Source organism: Serinicoccus sp. CUA-874, assembly GCF_001942225.1.
Lineage (GTDB): Bacteria > Actinomycetota > Actinomycetes > Actinomycetales > Dermatophilaceae > Ornithinicoccus > Ornithinicoccus marinus.
Map to the genome: position 1 here is coordinate 60,144 of NZ_MKJZ01000038.1, position 16,344 is coordinate 76,487.

At 72.0% G+C, this 16,344-nt stretch carries 12 protein-coding genes and 2 pseudogenes; 7 read left to right on the top strand and 7 right to left on the bottom strand.

From position 1 onward, the window contains the following. The first annotated feature begins 157 nt into the window (after window positions 1-157). The 6 genes and pseudogenes from infB to BJF80_RS16060 all read left to right on the top strand — a co-directional run bounded on the left by infB (window position 158) and on the right by BJF80_RS16060 (window position 8,465). Window positions 158-2,906: pseudogene (gene infB, locus BJF80_RS16035) on the top strand (translation initiation factor IF-2). A gap of 131 nt (window positions 2,907-3,037) precedes the next feature. Beyond that, on the top strand, window positions 3,038-3,547 hold the full coding sequence (gene rbfA / locus BJF80_RS16040; protein WP_075815117.1) for a 30S ribosome-binding factor RbfA: 510 nt from the start codon (window positions 3,038-3,040) through the stop codon (window positions 3,545-3,547). After that, entirely contained in the window at window positions 3,544-4,473 is a 930-nt protein-coding gene (gene truB / locus BJF80_RS16045; protein WP_075815119.1) for a tRNA pseudouridine(55) synthase TruB, read from the top strand. The genes rbfA and truB overlap by 4 nt, the downstream gene beginning before the upstream one ends. A 10-nt stretch (window positions 4,474-4,483) precedes the next feature. After that, window positions 4,484-5,449 (top strand): bifunctional riboflavin kinase/FAD synthetase, encoded by a 966-nt coding sequence (locus BJF80_RS16050; protein ID WP_075815374.1) that lies wholly within the window; start codon window positions 4,484-4,486, stop codon window positions 5,447-5,449. A 6-nt stretch (window positions 5,450-5,455) separates the two neighbouring features. Continuing rightward, on the top strand, window positions 5,456-6,592 hold the full coding sequence (gene rodA / locus BJF80_RS16055) for a rod shape-determining protein RodA (RefSeq protein WP_075815121.1): 1,137 nt from the start codon (window positions 5,456-5,458) through the stop codon (window positions 6,590-6,592). Between the two features lie 34 nt (window positions 6,593-6,626). Further along, on the top strand, window positions 6,627-8,465 hold the full coding sequence (locus BJF80_RS16060; protein WP_075815123.1) for an AMP-dependent synthetase/ligase: 1,839 nt from the start codon (window positions 6,627-6,629) through the stop codon (window positions 8,463-8,465). Window positions 8,466-8,538: 73 nt separating this feature from the next. Here BJF80_RS16060 and xylB read toward each other — a convergent pair whose 3' ends face one another. From xylB to BJF80_RS20560, 3 genes and pseudogenes are all read right to left on the bottom strand, one after another. Further along, window positions 8,539-9,957 carry a xylulokinase gene (xylB, locus tag BJF80_RS16065; RefSeq protein ID WP_075815125.1) on the bottom strand — a complete coding sequence of 473 codons (1,419 nt, stop codon included), beginning with the start codon at window positions 9,955-9,957 and terminating at the stop codon, window positions 8,539-8,541. Next, the gene (locus BJF80_RS16070) at window positions 9,944-11,461 is read right to left on the bottom strand and encodes a mannitol dehydrogenase family protein (RefSeq protein ID WP_075815127.1); all 1,518 of its coding nucleotides are present in this window, start codon (window positions 11,459-11,461) and stop codon (window positions 9,944-9,946) included. The genes xylB and BJF80_RS16070 overlap by 14 nt, the downstream gene beginning before the upstream one ends. Beyond that, a pseudogene (locus BJF80_RS20560) lies at window positions 11,458-11,592 on the bottom strand (carbohydrate ABC transporter permease); the annotation flags it as partial. The gene BJF80_RS16070 and the pseudogene BJF80_RS20560, both read right to left, overlap by 4 nt. A 175-nt stretch (window positions 11,593-11,767) precedes the next feature. Between BJF80_RS20560 and BJF80_RS16080 the strand changes: the two are divergent. After that, window positions 11,768-12,706, top strand: a complete 939-nt coding sequence (locus BJF80_RS16080) for a sugar-binding transcriptional regulator (RefSeq protein WP_075815129.1) — start codon at window positions 11,768-11,770, stop codon at window positions 12,704-12,706. Window positions 12,707-12,715: 9 nt separating this feature from the next. On the opposite strand, the gene BJF80_RS16085 is transcribed toward BJF80_RS16080, so the two are convergent. The 4 genes from BJF80_RS16085 to serC all read right to left on the bottom strand — a co-directional run bounded on the left by BJF80_RS16085 (window position 12,716) and on the right by serC (window position 16,332). Then, window positions 12,716-13,153 (bottom strand): hypothetical protein, encoded by a 438-nt coding sequence (locus BJF80_RS16085; RefSeq protein WP_143554159.1) that lies wholly within the window; start codon window positions 13,151-13,153, stop codon window positions 12,716-12,718. Beyond that, on the bottom strand, window positions 13,111-13,857 hold the full coding sequence (locus BJF80_RS16090) for an MFS transporter (RefSeq protein WP_075815133.1): 747 nt from the start codon (window positions 13,855-13,857) through the stop codon (window positions 13,111-13,113). The genes BJF80_RS16085 and BJF80_RS16090 overlap by 43 nt, the downstream gene beginning before the upstream one ends. Window positions 13,858-14,048: 191 nt before the next feature. Further along, on the bottom strand, window positions 14,049-15,239 hold the full coding sequence (locus tag BJF80_RS16095) for a phosphoglycerate dehydrogenase (RefSeq protein WP_075815135.1): 1,191 nt from the start codon (window positions 15,237-15,239) through the stop codon (window positions 14,049-14,051). A 13-nt stretch (window positions 15,240-15,252) separates the two neighbouring features. Further along, window positions 15,253-16,332, bottom strand: a complete 1,080-nt coding sequence (serC, locus tag BJF80_RS16100) for a 3-phosphoserine/phosphohydroxythreonine transaminase (RefSeq protein ID WP_075815376.1) — start codon at window positions 16,330-16,332, stop codon at window positions 15,253-15,255. Window positions 16,333-16,344 lie beyond the last annotated feature (12 nt).

Genomic DNA, 16,344 nt, shown 5'->3' on the forward strand with positions numbered 1-16,344 from the left:
GGCCCGACGACAGGGCCTGTCATCGAGGACACCGGAAGCGGGTTTGACGCTGATGAGCACCCGATGAGTACTCAGCGATGAGCACCCACCAGCAGTAGTCGCGACCGCCCCTGAGCGGGTCACGGTCGTGGCGCCAACACCGAGGAGACACCACACCGTGCCAAAGCTCAGGGTTTACGAGCTCGCCAAGGAGCTCGGGGTCGAGAGCAAGGAGCTGCTCGCCCACCTGAAGGACCAGGGAGAGTTCGTGAGGTCGGCGTCGTCGACCATCGAGCCCCCGGTCGTCCGCAAGATCCGCGAGAACCCCCCCGCCACCGCCGAGAAGGGCGGCGGTGGCACGGCCGCGGAGACGACGAAGGCTCCCGCGAGCCCGCCCAGGAAGTCGGCCGCCCCCAAGCCCGGCCCCGCCGGCGGGGCCGCCGAGAAGGCGTCCTCCGCGGAGGCCCCGACCCCGGGCGCCGCGAAGGACGCCGCGTCGGCGACGGCGCCGGCGACCGACACGCCGCCCACCTCGACCCCGGCGCGACACCGTCCGCGCCGGCCGCCAAGGAGGAGGCGCCGAAGTCGCCCCGACCCGGCGCCAAGCCCGGCCCGCGGCCGGGCAACAACCCCTTCAGCTCCAACCAGGGCATGGGCCAGTCCCGTGACCGGCGGGGCGGGTCGGGCGACCGGTCCGGCACGCCGCGCCCGGGCAACAACCCGTTCGCGACGAGCCAGGGCATGCCTCGCCCCGGCGGCAGCCGTGGCGCCGAGCGTCCCGGTGGTCGGCAGGGCACCGGTGCTGCCGGGCCGCGCCCGGGCGGTCCGCGCCCCAACCCGGGCATGATGCCTGCCCAGGCGGCCGTCCCGCGACCCGGGGAGCGCCCCACGCGCGGCGGTGGCCGCGGCCGTCCGGGCGGCGGCCCCGGCGGTCCTCCCGGCGGTGGCTTCCGCGGACCCGGCGGTGGCCGCGGAGGCGGTCCGCGCGGTCGTGGCGGCACCCAGGGTGCCTTCGGTCGAGGCGGCGGGAAGGTCCGCGGGCGCAAGTCCAAGCGGGCCAAGCGTCAGGAGTTCGAGCAGATGCAGGCGCCCTCCATCGGTGGCGTCAGCATCCCCCGGGGCAACGGCGCCACCATCACGGTGCGCCGCGGTGCCTCGCTCACCGACTTCGCGGACAAGATCAACGTCGACCCGGCCTCGCTGGTGACGGTCCTGTTCCACCTCGGCGAGATGGCCACGGCCACGCAGTCGCTGGACGAAGACACCTTCGGCGTGCTGGGCCAGGAGCTCGACTACACCATCCGTGTCGTCTCCCCCGAGGAGGAGGAGCGCGAGCTGCTCAGCTCCTTCAACATCGACCTGGAGGCCGAGGCCGACGCCGAGTCCGACGAGGACCTCGAGGCCCGCCCCCCGGTGGTCACCGTCATGGGTCACGTCGACCACGGCAAGACCCGGCTGCTGGACGCGATCCGGCAGGCCGACGTCACCGCCGACGAGGCCGGTGGGATCACCCAGCACATCGGGGCATACCAGGTCCACACCGAGCACGAGGGCGAGGAGCGGGCCATCACCTTCATCGACACCCCGGGACACGAGGCCTTCACGGCCATGCGTGCCCGTGGTGCGAAGGTGACGGACATCGCGATCCTCGTGGTCGCCGCGGACGACGGTGTCATGCCCCAGACGATCGAGGCGCTCAACCACGCCCAGGCGGCGGACGTGCCGATCGTGGTCGCGGTCAACAAGATCGACGTCGACGGTGCGGACGCGGCCAAGGTGCGCGGTCAGCTGACCGAGTACAACCTCGTCGCCGAGGAGTACGGCGGCGAGACGATGTTCGTCGACGTCTCCGCCAAGAACCAGCTCAACATCGAGGAACTGCTCGACGCGGTGCTGCTGACGGCCGACGCGGCGCTCGACCTGCGGGCCAACCCGGACAAGGACGCGCGCGGTGTCGCCATCGAGGCGAACCTCGACAAGGGGCGCGGCGCGGTCGCGACGGTGCTGGTCCAGCAGGGCACGCTGCGGGTCGGCGACGCCATCGTCTCCGGCGGCAGCCACGGTCGCGTCCGGGCGATGCTCGACGAGCACGGCACCAACGTCGAGGAGGCCACTCCCTCGCGTCCGGTCCAGGTGCTCGGCATGGACACGGTGGCCCGGGCCGGCGACACCTTCGTCGTCGCTCCGGACGACCGCACGGCACGGCAGATCGCCGAGAAGCGCGAGGCCGCCGACCGGCAGGCCGCCCTGGCCAAGTCGCGCAAGCGGATCAGCCTGGAGGACCTCAACCAGGCCCTCGCGCAGGGCAAGGTCGAGACCCTCAACCTCATCCTCAAGGGCGACGTGTCCGGTTCGGTGGAGGCGCTGGAGGACGCGCTGCTGCAGATCGACGTCGGCGACGAGGTCGACCTGCGGATCATCGACCGCGGCGTCGGCGCGATCACGATGAACAACATCAACCTCGCCGTCGCCTCGGACGCGGTGATCCTCGGCTTCACGTCCGCGCGGAGGGGCAGAACGCCGACTACGCGGACAAGGAGGGTGTGGAGATCCGCTACTACTCGGTGATCTACCAGGCCATCGAGGACATCGAGAACGCCCTCAAGGGCATGCTCAAGCCGGAGTACGAAGAGGTCGAGACGGGCACGGCGGAGGTCCGCGAGATCTTCCGCAGCTCGAAGTTCGGCAACGTCGCCGGCTGCCTGGTCAGGAGCGGCGAGATGCGACGCGGTGCGAAGGCCCGGATCACCCGGGACGGCGTCGTCATCACCGAGGGTCTGCAGATCGCCGGGCTGCGGCGGTTCAAGGACGACGTCACCGAGGTCCGCGAGGGCTTCGAGTGCGGCGTCAACCTGGGGTCGTTCAACGACCTCCAGGCCGACGACCTCATCACCACCTACGAGATGCGCGAGATCCCGCGCACCTGACCCGGTACGGACCGGATCCGGGTCGGCCCCTTCCTGCACCGGGAGGGGCGACCCGCGCCCACGGTGCCTCCTCCTGCCCCTTCGTAGGATGGGTCCGGCACCGCAGCAGTCACCGACGTCGAGGAGGAGTCATGGCGGACCCGGCACGCGCCCGACGCATCGCCGAGCGCACCAAGCAGCTGGTCACCCAGGGCCTGTCACAGGTGGTCAAGGACGAGCGGGTCGGATTCATCACGATCACCGACGTCCGGGTGACCGGCGACCTGCAGCACGCCAGCGTGTTCTACACCGTGCTGGGGGACGACGCGGACCGGGAGACGGCCGCGGAGATCCTGCAGGACTACCGGGGCCGGCTGCGCTCGTTCGTGGGCAAGGGCCTCGGCATCCGGCTCACGCCGACCCTGGAGTTCATCCTCGACGCGCTGCCCGAGGACGCGCAGCACATGGACGACCTGCTGCGGCGGGTGGCCGAGCGCGACGCCGAGCTCGCGGCGGGCCGGGCGGCGACGGGGTATGCGGGCGAGGCCGATCCCTATCGCAAGCCGCGGACGGACGAGACCGACGAGCAGGTCGCCGACGCCGACCCGCTCCCGGACGGACTGCCCGACGACCAGGCATCGGGCGCGGACCGCTCTCGATGAGCGCCGCCGAGGCGCGGCTGCCCGGTCCCAGCGTGGGTGACGGTCTGCTCGTGGTCGACAAGCCGACCGGGTGGACGAGCCACGACGTGGTCGCCCGGGCGCGGCGGCTGTGCCGCACCCGCAGGGTCGGCCACGCCGGCACGCTGGACCCCATGGCGACCGGTGTGCTCGTGCTCGGCGTCGGGCGCGGCACCAAGCTGCTCACCTTCCTCGTCGGCCACGACAAGGCCTACGAGGCGACGATCAGGCTGGGGGAGAGCACCGTCACCGACGACGCCGAGGGGGAGGTCGTCCGTCGTGCCGACGCCTCCGGCGTCACCGACGACGACATCGACGCCGCCGTGGGCGGACTGACCGGCGAGCTCGAGCAGGTCCCGAGCGCCGTGAGCGCGATCAAGGTCGACGGGGTGCGGTCCTATGCGAGGGTGCGCTCCGGGCAGGACGTCGAGCTCACCGCACGGCCGGTGACGGTGAGCCGGTTCGAGGTGCTGGACAGGCACAGGTCGCGTCCGCACCTGGACCTGGACGTGCGGGTCGAGGTGTCCTCCGGCACCTACGTCCGGGCCCTCGCCCGCGACCTGGGTGCCGCGCTGGGCGTCGGCGGGCACCTCACCGCCCTGCGGCGGACGAGGGTCGGCGGCCTGGACCTGGACCGTGCCGTGACCCTGGAGTCGCTCGAGGCGGACGGCGCCGAGAGGCACCTGATCTCGCTCGCGGTGGCGGCCCGGAGCGCGCTGGCGGTGCGCGAGCTCGACGAGCCGGAGGCACGGGCCCTGGGCTACGGGCAGCGCGTGGCCTCCGCCCGCCCGGGACGCGAGGAGCCCGTGGCGGCCTTCGGCCCGGACGGCAGGCTCGTCGCCGTCCTGGACGAGCGGGCCGAGCAGGCCCGTGCCCACGTGGTCCTCGCCCCGGCCGGCGAGAGCTAGAGTGACGCCCGTGCATCGCTGGACCAGCCTGGAGGACGTGCCGGCCGAGCTCGGGCCGACCGTGGCCACGCTCGGCAACTTCGACGGTGTGCACCGGGGGCACCGGACCGTGCTGGAGACGGTGACCGGGATCGCGCGGGAGCGGGGACTCGCCTCGGTCGCCGTCACCTTCGACCCGCACCCGGTGGCGGTGCTCCACCCGGAGCGGGCACCCCAGGAGATCGCCGGTCTCGAGCACCGCCTCGACCTCCTGGAGGAGGCCGGGCTGGACGCCGTCGTCGTCATCGAGTTCACCAAGGAGTATGCCCGGCTCTCGCCGGAGGACTTCGTCGTCGAGACCTTCGTCGACGGGCTGCGCGCCGAGGTCGTCGTCGTCGGGCAGGACACCCGCTTCGGGCTGCACAACTCCGGCGACGTCGGCACCATGCGTGAGCTCGGGGAGGTGCACGGCTTCGACGTCGTGGTGCAGCACACCGCCGGCGCCCTGGACGGGGGCCTGCGCACCTGGTCCTCGACCGCCCTGCGCCAGGCGCTCGCCGACGGGGACCTCGCCACCGCCAACGCGATCCTCGATCGTCCGCACCGGGTGTCCGGCGAGGTCGTGCACGGCCACCACCGTGGCCGGGAGCTCGGCTACCCGACGGCCAACCTCGCCTTCGACTGCGTCGGCATGATCCCGGCGGACGGCGTCTACGCCGGCTGGCTGGAGCGTCCCGACCTCCCCGCCGGGCACCCCGACCGCCGGCTGCCCGCAGCCATCTCGGTCGGCACGAACCCCACCTTCGACGACGTCGAGCAGCGGACCGTCGAGGCCTACGTCCTCGACCGGGACGACCTCGACCTCTACGGCGAGGTCGTGCGGGTCGACTTCGTGCAGCGGCTGCGCGGCAACGTCCGGTTCGACTCGCTCGACGAGCTCATGGCACAGATGGCCGCCGACGTCGACCGCAGCCGCGACCTCCTGCAGCAGGACTAGCGCCGGGTGCGCGAGCGCTATCTGCGCACCGACTGGGCACCGGTCGTCGCGGCCCTCGGCCTCTGCCTCGTGGGTGCGCTGCTCGTGTGGTCGACGACGCATACCTGGGCCGGGTCGGCGCTGGCGGTCCGCCACCTTGTCAACACCGCGGTCGGCATCGTGCTGGCCCTCGTGCTGATCGGCACGGACGTGCGATGGCTGCGCGCCGCGGCGCCGTGGGTCTACCTCGCCGGGCTGGTCGGGCTCGCCACGGTCCTCACCCCTCTGGGCCAGACGGTCAACGGCTCCCGGTCCTGGCTCTTCCTCCCGGGAGGGTTCTCGCTGCAACCTGCGGAGCTCGCCAAGATCGGACTGGTGGTGGGGCTGGCCATGATCCTGGCGGAGGGTCGGGACCCCTATGCCCGGCCGGGGTGGCGCGAGGTGCTGCCCGCGTGGGTGCTCGCCGCGGTCCCGGTGGGCCTCATCATGCTGCAGCCGGACCTCGGCAGCGCCCTCGTCCTGGGCGTGCTCACGATCGGGATGGTCGCGACCTCCGGCGCCTCGTGGCGCTGGACCGCGACAGCCCTGGTCGGGACGGTGAGCGCCGTGGTGGCCGCGATCCGGGTGCCGTTGCTCGACCCCTACCAGGTGGACCGGCTGCTGGCGTTCCGGGACCCGGCGCTGGATCCCGGCGGCATCGGCTACCAGACCCGACAGGCGCGGCTGGCGATCGGGTCCGGCGGCTGGTCGGGCACCGGGCTGGGGGAGGGGCCTCAGACGCAGGGCGGGTTCATCCCGTTCCAGTACACCGACTTCATCTTCTCGGTGGCCGGGGAGGAGCTCGGTCTCCTCGGCGCGGGGGGCCTGATCCTGCTGCTCGGCTTCCTCGTGATGCGAGGACTGGTGGTGGCGCTGCGGTGCGAGGACCCGTTCGGCCGGCTCCTGGCGGTCGGGGTGGCGTCCTGGTTCGGCTTCCAGATCTTCCAGAACATCGGGATGAACCTCGGGCTCATGCCGGTGACGGGGCTGCCGCTGCCCTTCCTCTCCTACGGGGGGTCCTCGATGCTCGCCTGCTGGCTGGCCCTGGGGCTGCTCGCCTGCGCCAGCCGGCGCGAGCCGCGGACGGTCCCGTCTTGGCCGGTCCGATCGAACCTGCCAAGATGAGCACCCGCAGGACCCTTCGACCTCAGGAGTTGCCGTGGCCCGTCTCATCGATGAGCAGCCAGACCTGTCCGTGATCGAGAACCGCGCCCCGAGCGTGGGCCACCTCCTCCGTGAGCGGGTCGCGGCCACCCCGGCCGCCGACGCCTTCCTCTACCCCGAGGGCGAGAGCTGGACCGCCCTGACGTGGTCCCAGACCGGTGATCGCGCCTACGCGTTGGCGGCAGGGCTGATCGAGCTCGGTGTGCAGCCGGAGGAGCGCGTGGCGTTCGCCTGCTCGACGCGGATCGAGTGGGTCCTGGTCGACCTCGCAGTCATGTGCGCCGGCGCCGCCACCACGACGATCTACCCGTCCACGCTGTCCGACGACGTCGCCTTCATCGTCACCGACTCCGGCAGCCGGGTGGTGGTCGCCGAGGACCAGGAGCAGGTGGCCAAGGTGCTCGAGCACCGGGCCGAGCTCGGGGCCGTGCTCAAGATCGTCGTCATCGACGGCGAGGGGGACGGGGGCGACGTCATGACCCTCGCCGAGCTGGAGGAGCTCGGCCGGTCCCGGCTGGCGGCCGAGCCCGGTGTCGTGGACGAGCGGATCGACAGCCTCACCCCGGACCACCTGGCCACGATCATCTACACCTCGGGCACGACCGGTCGACCGAAGGGGGTGCGGCTGCCGCACTCCGCCTGGACCTACGAGGGCGCCAGCGTCGACGCGGTGCGCCTGCTCGGACCGGACGACCTGCAGTACCTCTGGCTGCCGCTGGCGCACGTCTTCGCCAAGTGCCTGCTGGTGCTGCCGCTGCAGATGGGCTTCCCCACGGCGGTGGACGGCCGGGTGGAGAAGATCGTCGAGAACCTCGGCGTCGTGCGACCGACCTTCATGGGCGCCGCGCCGCGCATCTTCGAGAAGGCCTACGGCCGGATCACCACGATGATGGCCGACGAGGGCGGGGTGAAGGAGCAGCTCTTCGACTGGGCCAGCGGCGTCGGCCGGGAGGTCGCCGAGATCCGGGCCGCCGGGGGGCAGCCCGGTGGTCTGCTCAAGGCCAAGCACGCCGTCGCGGACAAGCTGGTGCTCTCCAAGATCCGGGAGCGCTTCGGGGGCCGCATCCGCTTCTTCATCTCCGGGTCCGCCGCGCTGAACCACGACATCGCGCACTGGTTCGACGCCATGGGCCTGCGGATCATCGAGGGCTACGGCCTGACCGAGTCCAGTGCCGCATCGATCGTCAACCGGCCCCAGGACGGCGTCAACAAGATCGGCAGCGTGGGGTGGCCGCTGCCCGGCACCGAGGTGCGCCTCGCCGACGACGGTGAGCTGCTGATGCGCGGCCCGGGCATCATGACCGGCTACCACCAGAACGACGAAGCCACGTCCGAGGCGCTGCAGGACGGCTGGCTGGCCACCGGCGACATCGCCGAGATCGACGAGGACGGCTACGTCCGCATCACCGACCGCAAGAAGGACCTGTTCAAGACCTCCGGCGGCAAGTACGTCGCACCCTCGCGCATCGAGTCGCTCTTCAAGGGGGTCTGCCCCTACGCCAGCCAGCTCATCGTCGAGGGGGACGGGCGCAACTTCGTCTCGGCCCTCATCACCCTCGACCAGGACGCCATCACCGGCTGGGCGGCCAAGAACGGCATGGCCGGCGACTCGTACGCCCAGATCGTCACCTCTGACGCAGCACGGGAGATGGTGCAGGGGCACGTCGACCAGCTCAACGAGAAGCTGGCGCGGCACGAGCAGGTCAAGCAGTTCCACATCCTCGACCACGACCTGTCCATCGAGGAGGGCGACCTGACCCCCAGCATGAAGCTCAAGCGGCGGGCCGTGACGGCGAAGTACAAGGACGAGCTCGACCGGTTCTACACCGGCTGACGATCCCCACCCGCCGGGCAGGCCTCGGTGCGTCGGGCCGACGGGTCTCGGGGAGCCGGTGGCGGAACCGCCCTCACACGCCGTGCATGGTGGCGACGAGGTCCCGGTAGCGGTCGCGGACGTCCTGCCCTGCGGACGACGGGCTTCCCTCCAGCCGCTCGGCGGTCCCGGCACGCCACGGTGGCAGCTCCCCGCCCCGCAGCGTCCAGGCGGCCTGGCGTGCGGCGCCGAGCGCGACGTACTCTCCCGGCTCGGGGATGACGACCGGGACGCCGAGGAGGTCGACCGCGATCTCGCGGACGGCGCGGGAGGCGACGGCGCCACCGATGAGGTGCACGCGGTCGATCGGGACCCCTTCGCGGCGCAACGAGTCGACGCCTGCGCCCACCCCGAGGAGCATGCCCTCCACCACCGCCCGGGCGACGTTCTCCGGGGTCATGTTGTCCCGCGTCATCCCGGACACCGTGCCGGTGGCGTCCGGCAGGTTGGGGGTGCGCTCGCCGTCGAGGTAGGGGAGCAGCGTGAGCCCGCCGGCGCCGGGAGCGGCAGCCAGCGCGAGACGCTCCAGTCCGGCCAGGTCGGTGCCGAGGACAGCTGCCCCGGCGCTCAGCACGCGGGCGGCGTTGAGGGTGCAGACGAGCGGGAGGAAGCCTCCCGTCGCGTCGGCGTAGCTCGCGACCTCGCCGGTGGCGTCCGAGGTCGGGGCGTCGTGCCGGGCGAAGGCGGTCCCGCTGGTCCCCAGGGACATCACCACGTCGCCACGCTCCAGGCCGAGACCCAGCGCGGCGGCGGCGTTGTCACCGGTACCGGGTCCGAGGAGCGCGCCGGTCCCGGTGGTGCCGGCCCGGTCGGCAGGTCCGAGCACCGCCGGCAGGGTCAGGTCCCGGCCGGTGGCCAGCCGTACCAGCTCGCGGTCGTAGTCACCGCTGGCCGCGCTGTAGTAGCCGGTCCCCGAGGCGTCACCCCGGTCGGTCGTCCAGCCGTCGACCTCGCCCCCTAGACGACGGGCGATCTGTCCGGTGAGCCAGTCGTGGGGCAGCACGCAGGTCGCGGCCCGGGACAGGTGCTCGGGCTCGTGCTCGGCCACCCACCGCAGCTTGCTCACGGTGATCGCGGCCAGCGGCACGACCCCGACACGCTGCGCCCACGCCGTGGCGTCGCCCAGCTGCGTGACCAGGTCCGCCGCCGCCTGCGCCGAGCGCGTGTCGTTCCACAGCAGGGCCGGACGGATCACCTGGTCGTGCTCGTCGAGCAGCACCATGCCATGCTGCTGGCCCCCGACCGCGATGGCCCCGACACCGTCGAGCAGGTCGTCGGCGGTCGCCTGCTCGAAGGCGGTCCACCAGTGCTCCGGGTCGACCTCGGTGCCGTTCGGGTGGGTGCCCCGTCCCTGCCGGACGATCTCGCCGGTGTCCGCGTCGCACACGACGACCTTGCAGGACTGGGTCGAGGTGTCGACCCCGGCGACCAGTGTGCCGTCAGCTCCAGTCATGACCCTCAAGCGTGGCGCGTGCCCCCACCTCGTGCAACTGCTCGAGGAAGTGGGTGTAGGCGGCGGTGAAGATCTCCTGCTCGCGCAGGTCGCCGAAGAAGGTCTCGTCCTCGAGGAAGGCCAGCGGCTCCTCCCGCTGTCGCGCGGCGGCCGCCATGACCCGGTCCTGGTGGCGGTCGACGACCTCGATGGGCTCGCCCTGCTCGTCCACGCCCTCGGCATACCGGGCCCAGGCAGCCACCACGAGGGCAGAGCGCTCGATCTGGCCGCCGTGCTCGAGGTTGTGCCGGATGACGGGGACGAGCCACTTGGGTATGCGGTCGCTGCTCTCGGCGCAGAGCCGGGCCAGCGTGTCGCGCACCTCGGGGTTGGCGAAGCGTTCGACGAGGGTCCGGCTGTAGTCCGCCAGGTCGACGTCCGGCACCTCGGGGAGGGTCGGGATCGCCTCCTTCTCCATGTAGCCGAGGAGGAAGTCGACGAAGAGCGGGTCCTGGGCCACCTCGTGCGCGTAGCGGTACCCGGCGAGGTAGCCCAGGTAGCCCAGGGCCTGGTGTCCGGCGTTGAGCAGCCGCAGCTTCATGAGCTCGTAGGGCACGACGTCGTCGACCACCTGGACGCCGACCTCCTCGACCGCGGGGCGACCGGCGGTGAAGTGGTCCTCGAGCACCCACTGGGTGAACGGTTCGCACACGACCGGCCAGGCGTCCTCCACGCCGAACCGGTCGGCGAGCGCGTCGATGTCCTCCTGGGTGGTCACCGGGGTGATCCGGTCCACCATGGAGTTGGGGAACTGCACGTGCTCCTCCATCCAGTCCGCGAGCGGGTCGGCACCCTCACGGTTCTCGTCCTGCATGCGGGCGAAGGACGTGAGCATCTGGCCGGCGACGTCGCCGTTGCCCGGCAGGTTGTCGCAGGACATCACCGTGAAGGGCTCGGTGCCCGCCTCGCGGCGACGGCGCAGCGCCTCGGTGATGAAGCCGAAGGCGCTGCGGGGCGCGTCCCCGGGACCGGCGGCGATGTCCTCCTGGAGCGACTCGTCGGCGGGGTCGAACTCTCCGGTGACCTGGTTGACGTGGTAGCCACCCTCGGTGATCGTGAGGCTGACGATGCGGACCTGGTCGTCGGTGAGCTGAGCCAGGACGGCCTCCGGGTCGTCCGGGGCGAAGAGGTAGGCGGACATCGCTCCGAGGACGCGTGGCTCGAGCCGGCCGTCCGGGTGCTTGACGACGAGGGTGTAGAGGCAGTCCTGCGCGGCCATGGCGTCGCGCATCCGCGCGTCCCCGGGCATCGTGCCGACCCCGACGATCGACCAGCCCAGGGAGTCGTCGGGCTGCTCGTCCATGAGGGTGTCGAGGTACATCGCCTGGTGCGCCCGGTGGAACCCGCCGACGCCGAAGTGGACGATCCCCGGGCGCAGCCTGGACCGGTCGTAGGTCGGGCGGGCCACCTCCTCCGGGAGCCCGGGCAGGGTGTCGTCGCGGAGGGTGATCCGTGCCGTGCTCACTTGACTGCTCCCATGGACAGACCCTGCACCAGTTTGTCCTGCGCCGCAAAGCCGGCCGCCAGCACGGGCAGCGAGACGACGAAGGAGGCGGCGCAGACCTTGGCCAGGAAGAGCCCCTGGCTGGTGACGAAGTGCACTCGAGCCTCCACATCTGGTGCTCATCAGAGCACGTGCGTACGCACATATGAGTATGCTCAGTGAATCCGCCGCCGGTCGGGTTGTCAAGGACATGGACGTCGGCGGCTCGAGCCGGGATAATGGCGTGGCTCACAGGCCGCGGACCGCGGCGGACTCAGGGAGGTTCGGGTGCCGGTGAAAGACGAGTACGACCTCGTCCTGGCCGTCGCGGTCGCCAGGCGGCACTACGAGCAGCACCAGGCCAAGACGGAGATCGCCGAGGCGCTCGGCATCAGCCGGTTCAAGGTCGCCCGCCTGCTCGACCTGGCCCACGAGGCGGGGGTCGTGCGGATCGAGATCGTCGAGCCCGTCGCCGACGGGGGCCTGGCGCGCGAGCTGGAGCGCGCCTTCGACCTGCGGTGCTGCAGCGTCGTCCCGATGCCCTCGTCCGCGCCCGAGGTGCGCGCCGAGGTGGGTCGGGCCGCCGCGCGGCTCCTCGATGAGACCTTGCGGCCCGACGACGTCCTCGGCCTGCCCTGGAGCCGCTCGGTCTACGACATGGTGGCCGTTCTGGAGACGCTGCCGCAGGTGCCGATCATCCAGCTCAGCGGGGCGCTCGCCGGGGTGCGGGAGGACTCCAGCGCCGTGGACCTGGTGCGTCGCGCGGGCCGGATCGCCGGCGGCGGACGACAGGTGTTCTTCGCTCCCCTCGTCATGCCGGACGACGCGGCGGCCCAGGCCGTGCGGCGTGACCCCGCGGTCCGGGACACCCTGTCGGCGGCCGACCGGGTGACGGTGGCGATGGTGGGCGTCGGTGCCTGGGAGCCCGGACAGTCGACGATCTTCGACGCCGTGGACGAGGAGTGCCGGGACCGGGTCCGCGAGGCCGGTGTCGTGGGCGAGTCCGTCGGTGCCTGCTTCGACGCCGGCGGCACCCTGGTGAGCACCTGCCTGACCGACCGGCTCATCGCCCTCTCCCCGGACCAGCTCCGGTCGATCGGCACGGTGATCGCGGTGGCGCACGGGGAGGGCAAGGTCGAGGCGCTGCGCGCCGCCATGACCGGGGACCTGGTCAACGGCCTGGTCACCACGCACGACACCGCGCAGGCCATGCTGGAGCTGGCCTGAGGCTGACCGCTAGCACCCGTGGCCATCCTCCGGGCTGCCGGCCGGCATGCGCCAGGCCGCTACGGCGGCGGGCACGCTGAGCGCGATCGCGGTGCCAGCGACCACCGGGGTGAGCTCGAGGTGCAGCGTGAGCAGGCCGACCAGCGTCAGGGTCACCAGGAAACCCACCTCGCTGGCCACCCCCGCCACCGACGTCACCGTCGCGCGCACCTGGCTGTCCGCCCCGAGCGCGTGCTGCAGGCGGCTGTCACCGGCCAGGTAGAGGCTGCTCGCCGCGGCGTACCCCAGGCCCAGCGCCAGGGCCCCGGCCCACCCGGTGCCCCAGGCTCCCAGGCCCAGGAGCAGCCCGGCGAGGAGCACCAGGCCGGCGTGCCGCCAGCCGGTGAGGCCGGCGACCCGGTCGCTCATCGAGGTGCCGAGCGCCTCGAGCAGCACGACCCCAGACATGGCGAGGGCCACCCGACCGACGGCCAGGCCGTCCTCGGCGAGGACGAGCGGGAAGTACTCGTCGACGCGACGAGGGTCACGACCGCGGCATACCCGACGAGCACCCTGCGCACCGGCCCTGCCGCCCGGGCCTGGCCCAGGCCCTCCCGCAGGGTCGCCGCCCAACCGGCGCTCGCTGCACCGGCTGCCGGGTCGGGCACCGGGTCCACGGCGCGGGGTGACGTCGGGTGGGGGGACGTCAGCCGCTCCGCAGTCGCTGGAATGCCTGGTCGTCCCGGTCGGGGGAGGCGCAGGGTCACGCCGACGTGGACGAGCGCCGCAGCCAGGCTCGCCGCGCCGACCAGGGGATATCCCCCCAGATGGTGCAGCGGCGCGGCGGCCGCGATCGCGCCGGCCATGACGAGCAGGGCGATGCTCTCCGAGCGCGCCTTGACGTGGGCATACCGGACGGCGTGCCCCTGTGCGGTCAGCTGATCGAAGAGGTAGGCCTCCCACGTGCCCGAGTGCAGCGCGTCCGAGCACGACCAGAGGAGGAAGCCGAGCAGGAAACCCCAGAAGGTCGGCCAGACCATCCAGACGGCGAAGGCGCTGACATAGACGAGACCGGACGCGAGGAGCATCCGGCGGCGGTCCAGCAGGTCCGCCCACGCGCCGGAGGGGATCTCCAGCACGAAGGCGCTCACCGACCAGACCGCCAGCAGCACCGAGATCTGCGCCGTGCTCAGGCCGCTGTCGGCGAAGAGCAGGGCATAGATCCCGAAGAGCGGGATCGCCTCGTGCGTGGCGCGGTAGGCGACCGCGAGCGTCCGGATCCGGCCTCAACCCTCGCCGGAGGGGTAGCTGGCTCGACTCATACGAGCCACCCTAGAACTCCGGGCGAGGGTCGGAGCCGGTCTCAGTCGATCTTGCGTGCGCGGATGACGCCGTCGATCGCCAGGATCGACTCCTTGAGCTCGTCCTGCACCTCGCCCTCGACGTCGACGAGGGTGTAGGCGACCTCGCCCTTGGACTTGTTGGTGAACTCCGCCACGTTGAGGCCGGCGTCCGCCAGGGCCGCGGTGATCTGGCCGATCATGTTGGGCTTGTTGGCGTTGAAGATGCCCAGCCGCGTGGTGCCCGGGGTCCGGGCCATGACGACCTCCGGGAAGTTGACCGAGTTGCGGATGTTGCCGTGCAGCAGGTAGTCCGACAGCTGGTCGGCCGCCATGACCGCGCAGTTGTCCTCGGCCTCACCGGTGGACGCGCCCAGGTGGGGGAGCGCGATGACCTTCGGGTGCACCGAGCCGGCCTCGGAGGGGAAGTCGTTGACGTAGGCGTGCAGGTGCCCCGCGTCGAGCGCGTCCAGCACCGCCTGCTCGTCCACGACGCCGCCGCGGGCGAAGTTGAGCACCACGCCGCCGGGCGCCATCGAGGCGATCCGGTCGGCGTCCACGAGGCCCTTGGTCGCCTCGACGAGCGGCACGTGCAGCGTGATCATGTCGCTCCGGGCGAAGAGCTCCTCGACGCTGGTCACCTGCTCCACGTTGGGGGAGAGCTGCCAGGCACGCTCGACCGTGATGGCCGGGTCGTAGCCGAGGACCTTGAGCCCGAGCGACTGCGCCGCGTTGGCGACCAGCACGCCGATGGCGCCCAGGCCGATGACGCCGAGGGTCTTGCCCGGGAGCTCGTAGCCCGCGAACTGCTTCTTGCCGGCCTCGACCTGCTTGTCCAGCTCGGCCCCGGTCAGCTCCTGCTCGGCGACGAGACCGCGGGTGTAGTCGGCCGCGTGGTAGAGATTGCGGGCGGCCAGGAGCATGCCCGCGATGACGAGCTCCTTGACCGCGTTGGCGTTGGCCCCCGGCGTGTTGAAGACCGGTATGCCGCGGGACGCCATCTCCGAGACGGGGATGTTGTTGGTGCCCGCCCCGGCGCGGGCGACGGCGTACAGCGAGTCGGGGATCGGCGCCGAGTGGAGGTCGGCCGAGCGCAGCAGGATGCCGCGCGGCTCGGGGATGTCGGTGCCGAGGTCGAAGATCTCGCGGTCGAGCCGCTGCAGGCCGACGGGGGAGATCGCGTTGAGGGTCTGGATCGGGTAGGTCTGCGTCATGGGGGTGGTGTTCTCAGCCGTTCTGCTGCTCGAAGTCGGTCATGAAGTCGACGAGGGCCTGGACGCCCTCGATCGGCATGGCGTTGTAGATGCTGGCGCGCATGCCACCCACGCTGCGGTGGCCGGAGAGCCCGGAGAGCCCGGCCTCCGCGGCGGCCGCGACGAAGGGCTTCTCCAGCGCGGGGTCCGGCACGAGGAAGGGCACGTTCATCCACGACCGCGCCTGCGGCTGCACCGGGTTGGAGTAGAAGTCGGAGGCGTCGATCGCGCCGTAGAGCAGGTCGGCCTTGGCCTGGTTGCGGCGGCCCATCTCGGCCACGCCGCCCTGCTGCTCGACCCACTCCAGGACCAGCCCGACGAGGTACCACGCCAGCGTGGGCGGGGTGTTGAGCATGGAGTCGGCGGCGGCCATGGCCTTCCAGTCCAGGGCGGCGGGCACCTCGGCGCGGGCCCGCTCCAGCAGGTCACGGCGCACGATGACGACGACGAGCCCGGCGGGCCCGAGGTTCTTCTGCGCCCCGGCGTAGATCACGCCGAAGCGGGACACGTCGAGCGGGCGGGACAGGATCGTGGAGCTGGCATCGGTGACCAGCGGGACGTCGCCGGAGTCGGGCACGTAGGGGAACTCGACGCCGCCGATCGTCTCGTTCAGGGTGTAGTGCAGGTAGGCCGCGTCGTCCGGGACGTCGAACGAGCTCTCGGCGGGGACGGTGGAGTAGTTCGACGCCTTCTCGTCCGCGAGGACCCGGACGTCGGCATACTTCTCGCCCTCGCTGATCGCCTTCTTCGACCACGACCCGGTGTTGAGATAGGCCGCGGCCTGGCCGGACGCGGCCAGGTTGAGCGGCACGCCGGCGAACTGGCCGGTGGCTCCGCCCTGCAGGAAGAGAACGGCGTGGTCGTCCGGGACCGAGAGCAGGGCGCGCATCCGCTGCTCGGCCTCGGCGGCGATGGACACGAACTCGGGGCTGCGGTGGGACATCTCCATGACCGACATCCCCGAGCCGCGCCAGTCGGTGAGCTCGGACTGGGCGCGCTCGAGCACCTCGAGCGGCATGGTGGCTGGACCGGCTGAGAAGTTGAAGACTCGCACGGGCACCTACCG